Raw genomic sequence first — 17958 nt, forward strand, 5'->3', positions numbered from 1 at the left:
TTAGTTTATTAGTTTATTAGTTTATTAGTTTATTAGTTTATTAATATAAAAGTAAACAATTTATAAAATAAAAGATTATATCTTTCCCTAAAAGAATTCATCTCATCACAGTGAATGTCACCCAGACCACTATATCCTAAAGATTTCAAGATGCATCGCGACGGCAAGGCAAGGGAGCGAATCCCCGGGCGCATAGATAACTATGTGACCGGGGTGAGTGAGTGCATCCAACAAAGAGGCAACTTGAAAGATAACGGGTATATAACGTCTCCCCCCAATTGATTGGTACTAATCCAGTAATTCAGACGTTCTTATTAAATATTTATGGAGCAAAAATCATGCAGTTAGAAAATATTTTAGTCTTCGCCGCCACTGTATTACCGTTAATTTGTACTCCAGGACCAGATATTATGTTCGTGGCATCTCAAGGTCTATCAGCAGGAAAAAGAGCCGCTCTACGAGCCAATGCAGGGGTCATCTCCGGCTATTGTCTGCATGGCATTCTTGGTGCTTTGGGTGTTAGCGCTGTTGTGGCAACCTCACCAATTCTGTTCGAGGCGATGCGCTGGATCGGAGTTGTCTACCTGACCTATTTAGCAATTCAGATGTTTCGTTCAGCAATGCGCCCCAATAAAATCATCTTCTCACCCTCACCGGCCAAGACCTTGCTGACCAAAGGCTTTCTAACTAGTTTCCTGAATCCCAAAGGATTATTGGTTTACTTTGCTATCCTGCCAAACTTCATCATCGCTGATGGCAACCATACACTCCAATCCATCATTCTTTCAGCAATCTTCATCAGCACTTGCGCTCTGGTTTATGGATTAATCGGTATCGTTATAGCTGGCATGGGGCAAAAAGGCTCGTTTAGTGACCACCGCCGTCGCTGGGTTGAAGGCATTGCCGGAGGGTTTTTAAGTTTGGCCGCCTATCACCTGGCTAAAAATTAAATTAACAAGTTTATTGGTATGTTACCTGAAAAGAGTCAGCACTTATTCAAATACAGTGCTGACTGCTAATCAAGTCACCGTATTTTCAATCTTTTCCTCTGTCAGGTGGTACATCAAGCTTAACCTCGCTAAAATCGCGCTATTATCAGTAACATTGCAGGCATTACCGTGAAAAATTCTGCCATCTGTACCGCGACCCTGAGCTGGAATGATCAAGGTACCCCGATTTCAACACAATTTGATGACGTTTACTTTTCAAATCAGGATGGGCTGGAAGAAACCCGTTATGTATTTCTTAATGGCAACCAATTTCCCCAACGATTCAGTACTCATCCTCGTTCTAACTGTGTAATAGCAGAAACTGGCTTCGGAACAGGACTGAATTTTCTGACACTCTGGCAATCATTTGATGCATTTCAGCAACAACACCCTGACGCTCCATTACAACGCCTGCATTTTATCAGTTTTGAGAAATACCCACTGAAAACCAGTGACTTACGGGCTGCTCATCAACGCTGGCCTGAACTTAGCATTTTTTCTCAACAACTCTGCCAGCAATGGCCTCAACCACTAGCAGGCTGCCACCGATTGATTATGGCAAATGGGGCTATCACACTGGATTTATGGTTTGGTGATGTCAATGATCTATTACCAACCATGGATTCCAACCTTTATGGGAAGATAGACGCTTGGTTTTTAGATGGTTTTGCGCCAGCTAAGAATCCACAAATGTGGAGTGAACAACTATTTGCGGCTATGGCGCAATTTGCCCGTCCAACAGGAACTTTTGCAACCTTTACCTCTGCTGGCATTGTCCGTCGTGGTTTACTACAAGCTGGTTTTAATGTCAGTAAAATCAAAGGGTTTGGTCGAAAAAGAGAAATGTTGACTGGAACCCTGGCAACTCCAAAATGTCAATCATTACCTGCACCATGGTTTGCCCGTCCGGCCGCAAGCCGTACAGATGATATCGCTATTATCGGCGGAGGCATTGCCAGTATTCTCACCGCTCTTGCCCTACTGCGTCGTGGAGCACGTGTTACGCTTTATTGTAAGGATGAATTTCCAGCACAAGGTGCATCCGGTAATCGTCAGGGAGCACTTTATCCACTGCTGAACGGCAGTAATAACACTCTCGAAAAATTCTTTACTGCTGCATTCACTTTTGCTCGTCGTCAGTATGAACTGCTATCAGCACAAGGTATCAATTTTGATCATCAATGGTGTGGTGTCAGCCAGCTTGCATATGACGAAAAAAGCAGCAAGAAAATTGAAAAAACTCTGGCAACGGAATGGCCCGATGAAATAGCCATTGGAATGAATCGTCACCAGTTGAGTGAGAAATGTGGTCTGGATATTAATCATCATGGCATTCACTATCCACAAGGTGGATGGTTATGTCCGGCTGAATTGACCAGAACTGCAATAGAATTAGCACGACAACAGGGGATGATCTGTTTTTTCAATCATGAAGTTACCGCTCTTGCCCACAACAAAGACAGTTGGCAACTGTATCTGATGCATCAAGGACAATCCTTAAACCGGCATCATAAAACGGTAGTTATCGCCAATGGTTATCATCTACCTCAGTTTGAACAAACCCAGAAATTGCCAGTAACGGCTGTGCGCGGTCAGGTTAGCCATATTCCGACAACGACAGAATTGAGTAAATTAAAAAATGTGCTTTGCTATGATGGTTATATGACACCGGCTAATCCAGCCAATCAATACCACTGTATCGGTGCCAGTTATCAGCGTCATCAGCTCGATAATGAATATTCAGAAATGGAACAACGAGAGAACCGTGAGCGATTACTGAAATGTTTACCTGATGCCGAATGGGTAAATCAGGTTGATGTTTCTGCTGGAAAATCTCGTCAAGGTATTCGCTGTGTTATTCGCGACCATATGCCAATGGTGGGAAATGCACCGAATTTCAATGAAATAATGGCAGATTATCAAGATCTACCAGAACAAATCCGCACTGGGAAATCAATCACAAGCGCTCCCTGTTATTCCAATCTCTTTATTATCGGAGCATTAGGTTCCCGCGGTTTATGTTCAGCACCATTAAGTGCAGAAATTCTTGCAGGGCAGATCTTTGATGAACCATTACCACTGGATAATGAGACATTGGCTGCCCTTCATCCAAACCGTTTTTGGATCAGAAAACTGATGAAAGGCCGTAAAGTGAAAATTGAAAAGCCATTAAGGAACTGTACTGCCAGGCGTTAGATATTCATATGAATTTTGGTAATGTAATTTAATATATCCTGGCTCTTGCACATAGCTCTCAAATGAGATACATAATGAAATCTAATAAGCGGAGGATAAAATAATGACTGCTCAAACATCAATGCTGCACGTTCGTGTAGACGATAAGCTCAAGGCCGATGCAACAAAAACGCTCGCTAATTTAGGTCTAACCATATCGGATGCTGTACGCATCCTGCTAACCCGTGTCGCCAAAGATGGTGCGTTACCCGCTGGTTTCACCGCTGATACGGAAACTTACGATGCTTGGTTTTTCGCTAAAGTGCAAGAAGCACTCGACGATACACGCCAACCTGTCCCACATCAGCAAGTAATGGATGAAGCCCAAGAATTAATTGAAAGGAAACTTCGTGCTAACTCTTGAATGGAGGGAAACAGCCAGAGCTGACTTGTTGACAATTATTGATTACATATCTGACGATAATCTCCATGCAACTCAACAGTTAAAAAACGCAATAGAAAATAAGGTGGCAACACTACCAGAACGCCCACAACTTTACCGACCAGGCCGCATTCCCGGTACGCAGGAGATGGTTGTTCGATCTAACTATATAGTAGTATATACTGAAACAACCCACACGGTGGTTATCCTACGGGTACTACACACCTCACAACAATGGCCACCATCAAACGGGATAAAAGCAACGAAAAGCAAAACATAGAAAAAATAAAAATCGCTATTAAGCCTCTGATTCTGACGAACTGCACTGACAAACGTTAGATATTCATATGAATTTGGGTAGCACAGTTCGTTTTCTGCCCCTTAATAAAATTATTGAGTTTTAGCGTTGTCTAGCAGGCGCTGCCAGGTATTAAGAACCAGAATCTGATCCGGTGGTGCCAATTCCCCAGCTTTAATCGCATTTTGGATACTTTCTTCAACACGATCATGAAGCTGTTCAGCCGTATGGGCACCTTCCTGTTCTAATTCTGCTACTGCTAAAGTGAGATGCCCGCGGAGATAACCACCAGCAAATAATTCATCATCACTGGCGTGATCTACCATGTCATCGATTTGCGATAAAATACGCGTTTCAAACTCAACGAGCATTATTTTTCCTCAAATTCAGTTTCATTCTGCGAATACATCTTCCGGATAAGGAAAATGTTCCGCTTTCAATGGGGGCGTATTGTAGAACGATTGTAGTCCGTGAATAAAGCATTCTGCTCTTGCCGGTATCCCTTTTGCCAAATAGTCCATGATTTGAGCATGAACTTTACGCTGAAAAGCTAATCTGTCAGGTTCAAAATCCCCTTCAAGATTGTCACAACTAATATTGAACGGGAAACCGGCAGCGGTACAAAACAACCAATCAAGTGCTTGCGGTTTAATTTCTACTTTCTCAAATTCACTTTGAGTCTGTGCATCACGCCCATCCGGACAATACCAATAGCCAAAATCCACCAATTTCCGGCGCTCTTTACCCGCAATGCACCAATGAGCAATTTCATGTAACGCACTGGCATAGAAGCCATGAGCAAATACAATTTGGTTATAAGGAGTTTTTTCATCTGCTGGCAAGTAAATAGGTTCGTTATCACCCTTTACCAGACGCGTATTGTATTCTTCGCCAAAACAGCGATCAAAAATATCAATAAGTTGTTGGTAGTTATGCGTTGTCATGAATTAAAAACAAAGTCCTGAATCAGAAATAAAATGCCAGCCAAGTACGAATTGCATCGCCGTGATTATCATTCAGTAATTTAATACTCATCAAAAAAGAGATAATGACAATCATAGGGCGAACAAGTTTTTGCCCATGAGTTAGAACCAAGCTTGCGCCCAACCGTGCGCCAATCACCTGTCCTGCCAGCATCACAAAGCCCAATACCCATAAGACTTGACCACCAAGGATAAAAAATATCAGTGAACCTATATTAGAAGCAAAGTTCAATACTTTGGCATGAGCTGTAGATTTCGCCAGGTTATAGCCGCACAGGGCAACGTAAGCTAACGCATAAAATGAGCCAACACCGGGACCAAATATGCCATCATATAAACCCAATCCACCCCCAGCAAGACAGGCAAAGGCCACTGGAGTTAAGCGACGATGACGATCTTCCCTGCCAATTGCCGGAGTCAAAAGGAAATACAAACCAATAATAATAACCAGAACCGGTAATAGCTGACTGAGGAAATCTGGTTTCATAAACTGGACAATAATTGCCCCAGCCATTGAACCAAACAGTGTCATCAGTATGGCAAGACGCTGAGATTTGAGATCAACAGCACCATAACGGACAAAATAGAGACTGGCAGAGAAGGAACCTCCCACTGCCTGCAACTTGTTTGTCGCCAACGCCTGCACCGGAGAGACCCCCACCGATAGCAACGCAGGAATGGTTAACAAGCCACCACCACCAGAAATCGAGTCAATAAACCCAGCAATCACCGCAACCAGAAAAAGCAGACCATAAACTTCTGCTCCTGATAATAACCAATCCATACTTTAATCCCATCAAGAGAAATTGCTTATTAACATTAAGCTACCCATTTCAACATCTGGGATTTTCAAGGCTAGCTTCATCCTCCGCTCACCAACCAGAAAGTCTGGATTCGACATCAGCACACTGTGCTCTTTGGCGTAATAAATGATCCATCAGGACAATAGCCATCATTGCTTCTGCAATCGGTACTGCCCGGATACCAACACAAGGATCATGGCGACCACGAGTCACCATTTCTACCTCTTCCCCCTGACGGTTAATTGTTTTGCCCGGCACCATGATGCTGGATGTTGGCTTCAACGCAATACGAGCAACAATTGGCTGGCTACTACTAATACCACCAAGAATGCCCCCCGCATGATTACTGGTGAACCCCTGAGCTGTAATTTCGTCCCTGTTTTCGCTGCCACGCAAATTGATCACACCGAAACCATCACCAATTTCAACACCTTTTACCGCGTTAATACTCATCAGTGCGTGAGCAATATCAGCATCAAGACGGTCGAAAACGGGCTCTCCTAATCCAGCCGGCACATTTTCTGCCACAATCGTCACTTTCGCACCAATGGAATCGCCGGCTTTTTTCAATTCACGCATCAAAGCATCAAGTTGTTCAAGTTTGGCTTCATCGGGGCTGAAGAATGGGTTTTGTTCCACCTGTTCCCAATCTTTCAATTCGCAATGAATATTTCCCATTTGACTCAGGTAAGCACGGACACGAATGCCATATTTATCCAGTAGATATTTTTTCGCTATTGCACCTGCCGCAACACGCATTGCTGTTTCACGGGCAGAAGAACGACCACCACCGCGATAGTCGCGCATACCGTATTTTTGTTCATAAGTGTAATCAGCATGCCCAGGACGAAACACATCTTTGATAGCTCTGTAATCCTGAGAACGCTGGTCCGTATTTTCAATGAGTAAACCGATACTGGTGCCAGTAGTTACCCCTTCAAATACACCCGAAAGAATACGAACCTGATCCGGCTCACGACGCTGTGTTGTATAACGGGAAGTTCCCGGGCGACGCCTGTCTAAATCAACTTGTAAATCGGCTTCTGTAATTGCAATGCCCGGTGGCACACCATCGACAATACATCCCAATGCCAAACCATGAGATTCGCCAAAAGTGGTGACCCGGAAAAATTGCCCGATACTATTTCCAGCCATGCCAATTCCTTCCTGTTAATCGTTCTTTTATTTAACTCTGCCGTTTTGCATTATTACAGCAGCTACAGCCTATTCAATAATCAATCTTTGAATAAACGGAAATGCTCGTGATGTTCAATAAGCTGTTGACGCGTCAACATAAATACCCCGTCACCACCATATTCAAATTCTAACCAAGTAAATGGCACATCAGGATATTGTTCAATTAAATGCACCATACTGTTGCCAACTTCACAAATCAGTATCCCCTGCTCTGTCAGAAAATCTGGGGCAGTTGCCAGGATACGGCGCGCTAGTTTCAAACCATCGGAACCTGCAGCCAAACCTAACTCAGGCTCACAACGGAACTCCTCCGGTAAATCGCTCATATCCTCAGCATCAACATAAGGCGGATTGGTGACGATAAGATCATATTTAACAGGCGGCATATCGCGGAATAGATCAGAACGGATAGGAATTACCCGGTGCTCAAGGTTGTGATTTTGAATATTCTGTTCAGTGACTGCCAACACATCTGCAGAAATGTCCACTGCATCGACTTCCGCTTCCGGGAAAACATAGGCACAAGCAATAGCAATACAACCACTACCGGTACAAAGATCAAGAATATTTGCTGGTTTGTTAGAGATCAATCCAGCAAACTCATTATTTATCAATTCACCAATCGGTGAACGCGGCACCAAAACCCGCTCATCAACATAAAATTCATGGCCACAGAACCATGCCCGATTAGTCAAATAAGCAACAGGAATACGTTCATTAATACGGCAAAGAACCCGTTCAACAATACGGTGACGTTCAGTTGATGTTAATCGTGCTGTCAGCATTTCCTGTGGAATATCCAGCGGCAGAAACAGCGACGGCAGAACCAGTTGCAGGGCTTCATCCCATGGATTATCTGTACCGTGGCCGTAATAAATATTCGCCGCATTAAACCGGCTGACAGACCAGCGCAACATATCCTTAATGGTATATAATTCAGCGACTGCCTCATCGATAAAAATCTTGTCCAAAAGCCCCTCCAGCCCTGTAAACTCATTGACTGGTTAGTTTGCCACGATTACTGAGACAAATCAGCTTTCATATCAGGCTAATGATAGAGAATTTTATGTGATAATGTTCAACGGTCGATAGATTGAGAAATTGCAATAAAAAGAGCACTGGTAATTTATTTCAGATTCTTAATTCATATTCTGTGGAAACCGTCTTATTCAGCCGGCAACAAAACGGTTTTTTCCACATATTTAATTACTGCATTTCCTTGACAGATTGAGCACCAATAATAATTGTATTATTCCGTATGAATAAACAATAGGCAGATGTCAATAGCAAAATCCATACGCCTCCCACATAGAATGCAATTCGTGTGTCCGGGAAATAACTGAGAATGGCAATAATAAATATCATAAACACGATAGTCAGTATCGGTGCAACAGGCCACATTGGTACTGGAAATTGTAATTTTTGTGCTTCTTCCGGTGACATTTTTCTCCGCATGGCAAGTTGAGAGAGCAAAATCATTAACCAGACCCACACCGTAGCAAAAGTGGCAATCGAAGCAATAATTACGAATATCTGTTCTGGGAGCAAATAATTGAGAACAACAGCACTCAACAGTGCTAGCGTCATAATCATAATAGTCACCCAAGGCACACCGTTACGGCTTAGATTCATAAATTTTTTATGAGCTAACCCTTTCTCAGCCATACCGTACATCATACGACCCGCTCCAAAAATATCACTGTTGATAGCTGAAATCGCAGCGGTAATAACGATAATATTCAGAATATTCGCCGCCGAACTAATTCCCAATCCCTGAAATATTGCAACAAATGGGCTGCCTTCCTGACCAATGCTGTTCCAGGGGTAAATTGCCATCAATACAAAAATAGTCAGAACATAGAACAGTAATATACGAAATGGAATAGAGTTAATCGCTTGCGGGATCATTTTCGCCGGATTTTTGGCTTCACTAGACGTAATACCAATGATTTCAATACCACCGAAAGCAAACATAACGACAGCTAAAGACTCAATAATGCCACCAAATCCATTAGGCATAAATCCGCCGTGTTGCCACAGATTTTGCACTCCAGTTGCCTGAAAATGGCCGCTGAAACCAAATAAAATAATACCAGCCCCGGCAATAATCATAGCGCTGATCGCAACTACCTTCAGAATCGACAGCCAGAATTCCATTTCACCAAATACTTTCACTTTGCAAAGATTCAGCGCGCCAATAATGAAAATAATGCTGAGTACCCATATCCAACGTGGTACTTCTGGATACCACAATCCCATATAAATACCGAAAGCCGTCACATCAGCCAGACACACTATGATCATTTCAAAAGTATAAGTCCAGCCAGTAATAAATCCCAATAACGGACCTAAGTATTGATGAGCATAGCTGGCAAAAGAACCGGCATCCGGCTTATCAACCGCCATTTCCCCCAGAGCACGCATTACCATAAAGACCGCAGCACCGCCTACTAAATAAGCTAACAATACCGCCGGACCTGCCATTTTTATTGCTTCAGCAGATCCATAAAAAAGACCTGTACCAATCGCAGAACCCAACGCCATAAACCGAATATGACGGGAGTTAAGTCCTCGTTCTAGTTGTGATGAGGCTTGCATGATTTACCCTCTTATCTTTTATTATTGGGTTTTATGAAATATAAATGCAACAATCAGGCCGGACAGAAGCCGACCTTCGGTTTATTCAACTGTTATTTTTAGTCTGTAATATCTGTCCAGCAGGAAGTAGTGAGGAAAGATGTTGCTCAGCCAATAGTTGTACAGCCGCAGCAATATCTGGAGCAAAGAAACGATCTTGATCGTAATAATCTACCTTTTCCCGCAGAATGCGACGCGCTTTTTCCAGAATTGGGCTACTTTTCAGGCCATTTCGAAAATCGATTCCCTGACAGGCAGATAACCATTCAATTGCTAGAATCCCCCTGGTATTGTCTGCCATCTCCCATAAACGACGCCCAGCAGCAGGTGCCATTGATACATGATCTTCCTGATTGGCCGAAGTAGGTAAACTGTCAACACTCGAAGGATGTGCCAACGCTTTATTTTCACTGGCAAGCGCTGCCGCCGTCACCTGAGCAATCATAAAGCCTGAATTCACACCACCGTTATCAACCAGAAAAGGAGGAAGCTGTGACATATGCGAATCCATCAACAACGCAATCCGCCGCTCCGATAATGCCCCTATTTCTGCCAATACCAGCGCCAGATTATCAGACGCCATTGCAACAGGTTCAGCATGGAAGTTACCACCAGAAATCACTTCACTTTGTTCAGCAAAGACCAGTGGGTTATCAGATACGGCATTAGCTTCAGTGAGAATAACATCGGCAGCATGGCGCAATTGAGTCAGACAAGCTCCCATAACTTGTGGCTGACAACGTAATGAATAAGGGTCCTGAACCTTAGGGCAATTTATATGAGAATCCGATAGTTCACTGCTTTTTTCTAATACGTAACGATACAATGTAGCAACATCAATCTGTCCCTGTTGCCCCCGAACAGCATGTATACGCGCATCAAATGGTTTACGAGACCCCAACGCCGCCTCGACAGATAAAGAACCGCAAACTATTGCTGCCCCTAGCAAATCTTCTGCCTCAAACAATCCACGTAAAGCAAAAGCCGTGGATACTTGAGTACCATTGAGCAATGCCAAACCTTCTTTAGCTGCCAATGTAATGGGTTGTAAATTAGCTTTTGCCAGAGCTTCTTTCGCTGGCAACCACTCTCCCTGATAACGAGCCTGCCCTTCCCCAAGTAATAACAAGCTCATATGTGCCAACGGTGCCAAATCACCAGAAGCTCCCACTGATCCTTTACAAGGAATATGAGGATAAATTTCCGCATTAACTAACGCGATTAATGTCTGAATAACTTCAAGACGAATACCAGAGTAACCACGGGAAAGGCTGTTAATTTTCAATACCATGATCAATCGGGTCACATTATCGTCTAACGCCTCGCCTATCCCTGCAGCATGAGACACGACAAGCGAGCGTTGTAGTTTTTCTAAATTATCCTCTTCAATTCGTGTACTGGCTAACAATCCAAATCCAGTGTTAATTCCGTAAGCAGTGCGATTTTCAGCAAGAATAGCATTAACGCATTCCACGCTGCGCTCAATTGCGGGAAAAGTTTGGCTATCCAGTGTTATTTTTACTGGTTGTAGATAAACCTGACGTAATTCATTAAGAGTCAATTTGCCTGGGTAAATAGTTAACTGTTTCATAATGTTCCTTATTTTGTATTGAGCATCGGCAAATCTAATCCTTGCTCTTTGGCACAATGGATAGCGATTTCATAACCTGCGTCAGCATGACGCATAACTCCGGTAGCTGGATCGTTGTGTAGTACCCGTGCTATACGCTCAGCAGCCTCATCAGTTCCATCACAAACAATCACCATACCGGCATGTTGCGAGAAACCCATACCAACACCGCCGCCATGATGCAGAGAAACCCAAGTAGCACCGCTAGCAGTGTTAAGCAAAGCATTCAACAACGGCCAATCCGAAACGGCATCAGAGCCATCACACATGGATTCGGTTTCGCGGTTCGGGCTAGCGACAGAACCGGAATCCAGATGGTCACGCCCAATGGCAATAGGAGCTGAAAGCTCACCACTGCGTACCATTTCATTAAAAGCTAACCCCAGCTTGGCTCGTTCCCCTAGACCGACCCAGCAAATACGCGCAGGCAATCCCTGAAAGTTAATGCGTTCCCTTGCCATATCCAGCCAGCGATGCAAATGTTTGTCATCAGGGAGCAATTCTTTAACTTTGGCGTCAGTTTTATAGATATCCTGTGGATCGCCAGAAAGTGCTACCCAGCGGAAGGGGCCGATACCACGACAGAATAATGGGCGAATATAAGCAGGAACAAAGCCAGGAAAATCGAAGGCATTTTCTACACCAACCTCATACGCCATTTGGCGAATATTGTTACCGTAATCAAAAACAGGAATACCCCATTGCTGGAAAGTCAACATCGCTTCAACATGTTCTGCCATCGAAGATTTTGCTGCTTCAATAACTTCTGCCGGTGCTGAAATAGCACGTTGGCGATATTCTTCCCAACTCCAGTTTTTAGGCAAATAGCCGTTGAGAGGATCGTGTGAGCTTGTCTGGTCAGTAACCAAATCCGGACGTACACCACGACGAATTAATTCTGGCAAGATTTCAGCAGCATTACCGCACAATGCGATAGAGACGGCTTTACCTTCCTGAGTGTATTTTTCGATCCGAGCCAGCGCATCATCCAGATCTTTCGCTTGTTCATCAACATAACGAGTGCGCAGGCGGAAATCTATCCGGCTTTGTTGACATTCAATATTCAACGAACATGCGCCGGCTAATGTTGCAGCCAGTGGTTGTGCCCCACCCATACCCCCCAACCCCGCAGTTAGCACCCAGCGCCCTTGTAAATTACCGTCATAATGCTGTCGGCCAGCTTCCACGAACGTTTCATAAGTGCCTTGCACAATTCCCTGACTGCCAATGTAGATCCAGCTACCTGCCGTCATTTGACCGTACATAGCCAGCCCTTTCGCATCCAGCTCGTTGAAGTGTTCCCAGGTAGCCCAATGTGGTACCAGATTCGAGTTTGCAATCAGTACCCGAGGTGCATTCTTATGGGTTTTAAATACCCCAACTGGTTTACCAGACTGAATTAACAGAGTTTCGTCGTTTTCCAGCTTCTTCAACGTTTCAACAATCTTGTCATAGCATTCCCAGTTTCTGGCAGCTCGACCAATACCGCCGTACACCACCAGTTCATACGAATTTTCGGCCACTTCTGGGTCAAGATTATTCATTAACATGCGTAGAGGAGCTTCAGTTAACCAGCTTTTAGCCGTTAATTGCGTCCCTCTGGGTGCCCGGATGTCAATATTACGAAATTTACTTTTCTGGGCAGTCACGGTTTAGCTCCTTGTTTGTCTTTGTATATTTGTTAAATGTATAGTTGTATATACATGTATATTCAATAGACCAAACTGTTAGCTAAAATGATACATTTATGGGTTTATTGTTATTATTTTCTTATAAATCAATTTGTTAATATTATTTTTTTCTTATTATCAAGGAGTAATATTTTTCTTATTTTTGTGTTTATAATCACAAATTATTTACATTAATTTTACAAAAATATAATTTAAGGAAGGAAAGGCTTTGCCTGATTTGTCACTAGTAATAGGCAAATTCTGAATCGTCACAAACTGATACCCAGAGTAAACAAAAGGGCATCTATCACTGTATTGATGTGTTATAAAAGGTCCAAATTTGTAGTTGAACACACATCTTTAACAGCAATCTCTATTAGGAAAAGATTTACGGCACTTTTTACTAAGACACTGTTTTAGCTATGAACTAAAACGTCCTTTCAATTTGTAGCGATTACCGGGAAATAGCAGCCTGGCACTCGAAACGGTGTAATGAGTTGACCAAGTTCGACGACTAATTAATAAACAGGGAGTACCTGACTCAATTTGCAACAACTTACAGGATCGGGGATCGCCAGCAATAGCTTCCACAATATGTTCACCCTCAGTTAGCGGTGCAATCATTGACAAATAATCGTGTGGCGTAAACTTGGTAAAATCCTGCTGCAAATAGCCAGGAGCTGCCTGGGCATTCACATAACGATCTTCTATCTGAACAGGAACATCATTTTCATAGTGGACAATAACTGACTGGTAAATCGGCATACCAACGATAATATCCAATTCAGCGGCCTGTTTTACGTTAGCATTCAGCTCTGATAACTTTAATATTTTACAACGATGCTGATGAGAACGGGCTGAGATCTCATCAGCAATACTGTGGATTTCGAACAGTGCGGATTGCCCTTTCGGCTCAGCAACAAACGATCCCACCCCTTGTAGCCGTATTAATAGCCCTTCCGCAGTCAATTCACGCAACGCACGGTTAGCAGTCATACGACTACAGTTAAATTGCTTAACTAACTCAGCTTCTGATGGAACACGATCATTAGATTTCCATTCACCAGTATAGATTTTTTCGATGATGGACTGTTTTACTCTGGCGTACAAAGGTACAGGTTTGGCAAATGATCCTGATAAATGTGTCGTCACAATAAATTCCTTGTTGCTATAAAAATGTTAAGTGATTAATTACACTAACTTTATCAGGTCATCTTTACCAAAAGATAACAGCACAACAGTACTGTTATCTTAGGCAATCAATACCACCAATGTGCTAATTGCCAGGCAAGACGAGCTGCCGCTTTCCCTCCAATCCCTTGAATATCAAATATTGGATTGAGTTCAACCAAGTCAGCCGCCTGTAATTTCCCACTCTGACAAATCAGCTGAATCAATTGCAAAAGGCGCTCCAATGGTAATCCCAGTGCTGCCGGCGCAGAGACTGCTGGCATCTGATAAGCAGGTAATACATCCAGATCAATTGTCATGTAAATTAAATCAACTTGCTGAAGCGTATCTTGTATCTGCTGTTGTACTTTGTCCAGCATGGTTTCACAACACTGAGTATCCCAAATGATCTTAACATTCAAGTGGCTTGCTTCATCCAACAACGCTTGGGTATTAGACGCCAAACTTGCGCCAATACAAGTATAGTGAAATGGTCGGTGATGTTGCTGACAATACTCGGCAAGCTGACGAAATGGTGTGCCGGAGGTAGGTTGCGGTGACCGCCGTAAATCAAGATGAGCATCAAAGTTAATAATACCAACGCGTTGATGTGGAAAAGCATCATAAATTCCGACGCCATGAGCAAAAGCTGTTTCATGTCCACCACCTAGCACCAGAGTACGCACATTCTGATGTTGGCATTGAGTAATTGCATCAGCCAAGGCTTGTTGTGCCTCACTCAATTGATTAGGATTAGCGCGAATATTTCCCAAATCCACTAATCTGTCATGCCCTTTATGGCTAGCCATATTTGCCAATGACTGCCGTAAATAATCAGGACCTTGATTAGCTCCGGGCCTCCCCTGATTACGTTTTACACCTTCATCACATTCGAACCCCAGCAGTGCAATATGGTGAGAAAATTCTTCCGGTGTAAAATAGGGGGATTGTTTGATCGTTTGAAAAATCCGCAGTGCATTATCCGCTTCTGCCAAATCATTTCGCCCTTGCCAAATAGTAGGCGAAGTAGCATGCCATAAATTCATTTACTGCTCCTTATCTGCTATATATTGGAATGAGTAATAACACCACGAAATATCCTGGTATTCAGCGGGTTATGGCCTAACTCATAGAAAATATCGACAGGATTTTCCGCATCCCAAACAATAAAATTAGCATAAGCACCCGCGCGTAGCTGTCCGTGACTATTTCCCCTACCCAATGCACGAGCGGCATGTCGAGTAACACCTAACCATACCTCTTCAGGAGTCAGCCCAAATTGCACGCAAGCCATATTCATCGCCATACGCAGAGAAGCAAACGGGCTGGTTCCAGGATTAAAATCCGTAGATACAGCCATCGGTACATTAAATTGTCGTAATAAATCGACAGGCGGGCGCTGTGTTTCCTGCAAAAAGTAGAAAGCACCGGGAAGCAAAACAGCAACCGTACCACTGTGGCTGAGAGCTTCCACTCCTGCCTGATCCAAATATTCAATATGATCAACTGAAAGACCGTGATAACGCGCTACCAGTTCACTCCCTCCCAAATTGGACAATTGCTCCACATGTCCTTTTACTGGAATGCCCCAGCGCTGTGCTTCCTGAAAGAGCCGCTCGGTTTGCTCCAGATTAAATCCTACGCTTTCACAAAAAACATCTACCGATTCAAACAGCTTTTTTCGCCAGAGTTGTGGCAGGATCACTTCACAAATCAGATCTATATAAGCATCGGGATTGTATTTATATTCAGGGGGACAAGTGTGAGCAGAGAGCAATGTTGCGCTGATTTCTATCGGATTATTTTTCCCCAGATTTTGTGCAACCTGTAGCAATTTTTCTTCATTTTCCAGATCCAATCCATAACCCGATTTAATCTCAATAGTGGTTACGCCTTCGGCCATAAATGCAGCCAGACGCTGCTGGGCAGAGTGACCAAGTTGTTCAGGAGAACTGGTTCGAGTCGCTGAAACTGTCGCATTAATACCCCCTCCCTGCGCGCTGAGTTCAGCATAAGACATACCATTTAAACGTTGTTCCCATTCATAAGCTCGATTACCACCAAAAACTAAATGAGTGTGACAATCAATTAAACCTGGGGTAATCAGGCGTTGTTTAACATCAATTACCTGACAGAGATTCGTTTGTAATGTTGCCACAGGCAAAATAGCTAAAATTTTGTCATCACGCACCAGAAGATCATGTTCTGTTAATAATCCATAAGCTGCATTGATAGTCGAGTCCATTGTTGCCAGTCTTGCGTTACGCCAGATGACATCAGTATCACGCAGTTCTATTGCCATGGTTAGAATCCTGTATTCGTCTGTATCTGATAGAGAAGGCCATTAGTTGTATATACATTTATTTTCTAACCAACAATAATTGTCAAATTATTTCGTTGACTACCCGAACATAGCTTCTTGTTCTCATTTTTAATCAACAAACCGGGCAAGGTCCGGTTCTATTAGACATAATCGGGTTAAACAGTTAAAAAGATAGCGTACACTTGTCACAAAATAGTTTGATTAATTGAGCAATGATGAAAAATAAATATTCCCTAAATGAGGAAGAGATTAACTTGTTTAAAGAGTCGGTGTCTGGAACCAAACGCATGAGTCAAGATACTGTCTTACATCCTCCCATAAGAAAAAAAAACCGCCATATTGCCCCTGAACGAGTACTGCAAGAGCAAATTGATGCCAGTTACTATTTTTCTGATGAATTCCAGCCCAACCTCAATACAGAAGGCCCTACTCGTTACATACGAGAAGATGCAAGCCATTATGAACTGAAAAAACTACGCCGAGGTGATTATTCGCCAGAACTATTTCTTGATTTACACGGGTTAACTCAAATACAGGCCAAGCAGGAAATAGGAGCACTAATCGCTGCTTGCCGCCGGGAACATGTCTATTGTGCCTGCATCATGCACGGCCATGGAAAACACATTCTCAAGCAACAAACTCCACTATGGCTAGCCCAACACCCAGATATTATGGCCTTCCATCAAGCACCAAAAGAATGGGGGGGTAACGCCGCATTATTAATACTTGTCGAACTTGATGAGCCTATACATCGCTAAATTATCAGACTTTTGCTGCCAATTGTGACGGGCTGATCTGCCAGACAAGAGTTCCTTTACCAGTCTGGTTGTTTAAATCCACACATGTAATTGCAGATGTTGCAAACATCAGTGGGGTTTCTGCTGGGCATAGCTCAGCAACCAAATAACCGACTAACGGTAAATGAGAGACAACCAAAACAGCATTATGACCTTGTTCAGCAAGAACCTGTAGATAGCTGCTAACCATAACAGCATCACCTGATGGCGTTAGCTCTGGCAACACTTCTTCACCAACTGGTAATGATAAAGATTTGCGAACAACCTGTAACGTCTGTTCAGCACGGATATAAGGACTCACTAGCACCAGATCAATCTTAAGCCCCTGCTGTTCCAACCAACAAGCCATTTCTTGTGATTCATGACAACCGCGGGGAGTGAGCTGCCGGGCTGAATCGCTGATGGCATCTAAAGCTGCTTCACCGTGACGCATAATAAAAACTTGCATAATCCACCGTATGAATGAGTTTATATATACCCGTTATCTTTCAAGTTGCCCTTTGTTGGCTGCACTCGCTCACTTCAGTCACATAGTTATCTATGCTCCCGGGAATTCGTTCCCTTGCCGTCGCGATGCATCTTGAAATCCATTGGGTATAGTTATTCTGCTAATAATAAATATCAGTAATTGCCACCTGAGTTATACAACAAAAATTGTTATCACAAAAACATTTCAGTATATAGTGAACGAACATCCTGCTGTGACCGCGCCCTGCCCTGAACCAAAAATTATCGTAATAAGGCTAGAGTCTCTTGCTAAAGCAAAGGCAAAAAATAATTTAGCCACAATTTCAATTGATATTACTTAAATTCAAAAAGGATTTTTTTATTCAAAAATCCTAAA

At 43.2% G+C, this 17958-nt stretch carries 17 protein-coding genes; 5 read left to right on the forward strand and 12 right to left on the reverse strand.

Annotation, left to right across the window (positions count from 1 at the left end):
- The first annotated feature begins 338 nt into the window (after positions 1–338).
- The 4 genes from BO26_RS20330 to BO26_RS20345 all read left to right on the forward strand — a co-directional run bounded on the left by BO26_RS20330 (position 339) and on the right by BO26_RS20345 (position 3886).
- Positions 339–950, forward strand: a complete 612-nt coding sequence (locus tag BO26_RS20330; RefSeq protein WP_036774672.1) for a LysE family translocator — start codon at positions 339–341, stop codon at positions 948–950.
- Positions 951–1118: 168 nt separating this feature from the next.
- Complete coding sequence (gene mnmC, locus BO26_RS20335; protein ID WP_036774673.1) at positions 1119–3185, forward strand: bifunctional tRNA (5-methylaminomethyl-2-thiouridine)(34)-methyltransferase MnmC2/FAD-dependent 5-carboxymethylaminomethyl-2-thiouridine(34) oxidoreductase MnmC1; 2067 nt, start codon at positions 1119–1121, stop codon at positions 3183–3185.
- A gap of 103 nt (positions 3186–3288) precedes the next feature.
- Positions 3289–3588: a type II toxin-antitoxin system RelB/DinJ family antitoxin gene (locus BO26_RS20340; RefSeq protein WP_036774674.1), complete on the forward strand. Its 300-nt coding sequence runs from the start codon at positions 3289–3291 to the stop codon at positions 3586–3588.
- Complete coding sequence (locus tag BO26_RS20345; RefSeq protein ID WP_036774675.1) at positions 3575–3886, forward strand: type II toxin-antitoxin system RelE/ParE family toxin; 312 nt, start codon at positions 3575–3577, stop codon at positions 3884–3886. The genes BO26_RS20340 and BO26_RS20345 overlap by 14 nt, the downstream gene beginning before the upstream one ends.
- Positions 3887–3996: 110 nt before the next feature.
- On the opposite strand, the gene BO26_RS20350 is transcribed toward BO26_RS20345, so the two are convergent.
- From BO26_RS20350 to hutI, 11 genes are all read right to left on the reverse strand, one after another.
- The gene (locus BO26_RS20350; RefSeq protein WP_036774677.1) at positions 3997–4275 is read right to left on the reverse strand and encodes a YfcL family protein; all 279 of its coding nucleotides are present in this window, start codon (positions 4273–4275) and stop codon (positions 3997–3999) included.
- A gap of 21 nt (positions 4276–4296) precedes the next feature.
- A complete protein-coding gene (locus tag BO26_RS20355; protein ID WP_036774678.1) occupies positions 4297–4848 on the reverse strand; it encodes an elongation factor P hydroxylase in 552 nt (183 codons plus the stop codon).
- A gap of 22 nt (positions 4849–4870) precedes the next feature.
- Positions 4871–5671, reverse strand: coding sequence for a sulfite exporter TauE/SafE family protein (locus tag BO26_RS20360; protein ID WP_036774679.1), 801 nt, complete (start codon positions 5669–5671; stop codon positions 4871–4873).
- Between the two features lie 88 nt (positions 5672–5759).
- Positions 5760–6845, reverse strand: coding sequence for a chorismate synthase (gene aroC / locus BO26_RS20365; protein ID WP_036774681.1), 1086 nt, complete (start codon positions 6843–6845; stop codon positions 5760–5762).
- A gap of 80 nt (positions 6846–6925) precedes the next feature.
- Positions 6926–7858, reverse strand: coding sequence for a 50S ribosomal protein L3 N(5)-glutamine methyltransferase (prmB, locus tag BO26_RS20370; protein WP_036774682.1), 933 nt, complete (start codon positions 7856–7858; stop codon positions 6926–6928).
- A gap of 235 nt (positions 7859–8093) precedes the next feature.
- The gene (locus BO26_RS20375) at positions 8094–9485 is read right to left on the reverse strand and encodes an amino acid permease (RefSeq protein WP_036774683.1); all 1392 of its coding nucleotides are present in this window, start codon (positions 9483–9485) and stop codon (positions 8094–8096) included.
- An 85-nt stretch (positions 9486–9570) separates the two neighbouring features.
- Positions 9571–11115 (reverse strand): histidine ammonia-lyase, encoded by a 1545-nt coding sequence (gene hutH / locus BO26_RS20380; RefSeq protein WP_036774685.1) that lies wholly within the window; start codon positions 11113–11115, stop codon positions 9571–9573.
- An 8-nt stretch (positions 11116–11123) separates the two neighbouring features.
- Positions 11124–12803 carry a urocanate hydratase gene (hutU, locus tag BO26_RS20385; protein ID WP_036774686.1) on the reverse strand — a complete coding sequence of 560 codons (1680 nt, stop codon included), beginning with the start codon at positions 12801–12803 and terminating at the stop codon, positions 11124–11126.
- 441 nt (positions 12804–13244) lie between these two features.
- Positions 13245–13976, reverse strand: a complete 732-nt coding sequence (hutC, locus tag BO26_RS20390) for a histidine utilization repressor (protein WP_201771297.1) — start codon at positions 13974–13976, stop codon at positions 13245–13247.
- Between the two features lie 107 nt (positions 13977–14083).
- The gene (gene hutG / locus BO26_RS20395) at positions 14084–15040 is read right to left on the reverse strand and encodes a formimidoylglutamase (protein ID WP_036774689.1); all 957 of its coding nucleotides are present in this window, start codon (positions 15038–15040) and stop codon (positions 14084–14086) included.
- Positions 15041–15057: 17 nt separating this feature from the next.
- Positions 15058–16296 (reverse strand): imidazolonepropionase, encoded by a 1239-nt coding sequence (gene hutI / locus BO26_RS20400; RefSeq protein ID WP_036774690.1) that lies wholly within the window; start codon positions 16294–16296, stop codon positions 15058–15060.
- A 236-nt stretch (positions 16297–16532) separates the two neighbouring features.
- Here hutI and smrB point away from each other — a divergent pair, with 236 nt between their 5' ends.
- Entirely contained in the window at positions 16533–17075 is a 543-nt protein-coding gene (gene smrB / locus BO26_RS20405; RefSeq protein WP_036774691.1) for an endonuclease SmrB, read from the forward strand.
- A gap of 4 nt (positions 17076–17079) precedes the next feature.
- On the opposite strand, the gene sixA is transcribed toward smrB, so the two are convergent.
- On the reverse strand, positions 17080–17562 hold the full coding sequence (gene sixA / locus BO26_RS20410) for a phosphohistidine phosphatase SixA (protein ID WP_036774692.1): 483 nt from the start codon (positions 17560–17562) through the stop codon (positions 17080–17082).
- Between the last annotated feature and the right edge of the window lie 396 nt (positions 17563–17958).

It is taken from the genome of Photorhabdus australis DSM 17609 (genome assembly GCF_000711895.1).
In the GTDB taxonomy this organism is placed as follows: Bacteria; Pseudomonadota; Gammaproteobacteria; order Enterobacterales; family Enterobacteriaceae; genus Photorhabdus; species Photorhabdus australis.

Bases quoted from the DNA above. Each gene is read 5' to 3' on its own strand.
- BO26_RS20330 (WP_036774672.1), top strand. From the start codon at position 339: ATGCAGTTAGAAAATATTTTAGTCTTCGCCGCCACTGTATTACCGTTA.
- BO26_RS20340 (WP_036774674.1), top strand. From the start codon at position 3,289: ATGACTGCTCAAACATCAATGCTGCACGTTCGTGTAGACGATAAGCTC.
- BO26_RS20350 (WP_036774677.1), bottom strand. From the start codon at position 4,275: ATGCTCGTTGAGTTTGAAACGCGTATTTTATCGCAAATCGATGACATG.
- BO26_RS20355 (WP_036774678.1), bottom strand. From the start codon at position 4,848: ATGACAACGCATAACTACCAACAACTTATTGATATTTTTGATCGCTGT.
- BO26_RS20360 (WP_036774679.1), bottom strand. From the start codon at position 5,671: ATGGATTGGTTATTATCAGGAGCAGAAGTTTATGGTCTGCTTTTTCTG.
- aroC (WP_036774681.1), bottom strand. From the start codon at position 6,845: ATGGCTGGAAATAGTATCGGGCAATTTTTCCGGGTCACCACTTTTGGC.
- BO26_RS20375 (WP_036774683.1), bottom strand. From the start codon at position 9,485: ATGCAAGCCTCATCACAACTAGAACGAGGACTTAACTCCCGTCATATT.
- hutH (WP_036774685.1), bottom strand. From the start codon at position 11,115: ATGAAACAGTTAACTATTTACCCAGGCAAATTGACTCTTAATGAATTA.
- hutG (WP_036774689.1), bottom strand. From the start codon at position 15,040: ATGAATTTATGGCATGCTACTTCGCCTACTATTTGGCAAGGGCGAAAT.
- hutI (WP_036774690.1), bottom strand. From the start codon at position 16,296: ATGGCAATAGAACTGCGTGATACTGATGTCATCTGGCGTAACGCAAGA.
- smrB (WP_036774691.1), top strand. From the start codon at position 16,533: ATGAAAAATAAATATTCCCTAAATGAGGAAGAGATTAACTTGTTTAAA.
- sixA (WP_036774692.1), bottom strand. From the start codon at position 17,562: ATGCAAGTTTTTATTATGCGTCACGGTGAAGCAGCTTTAGATGCCATC.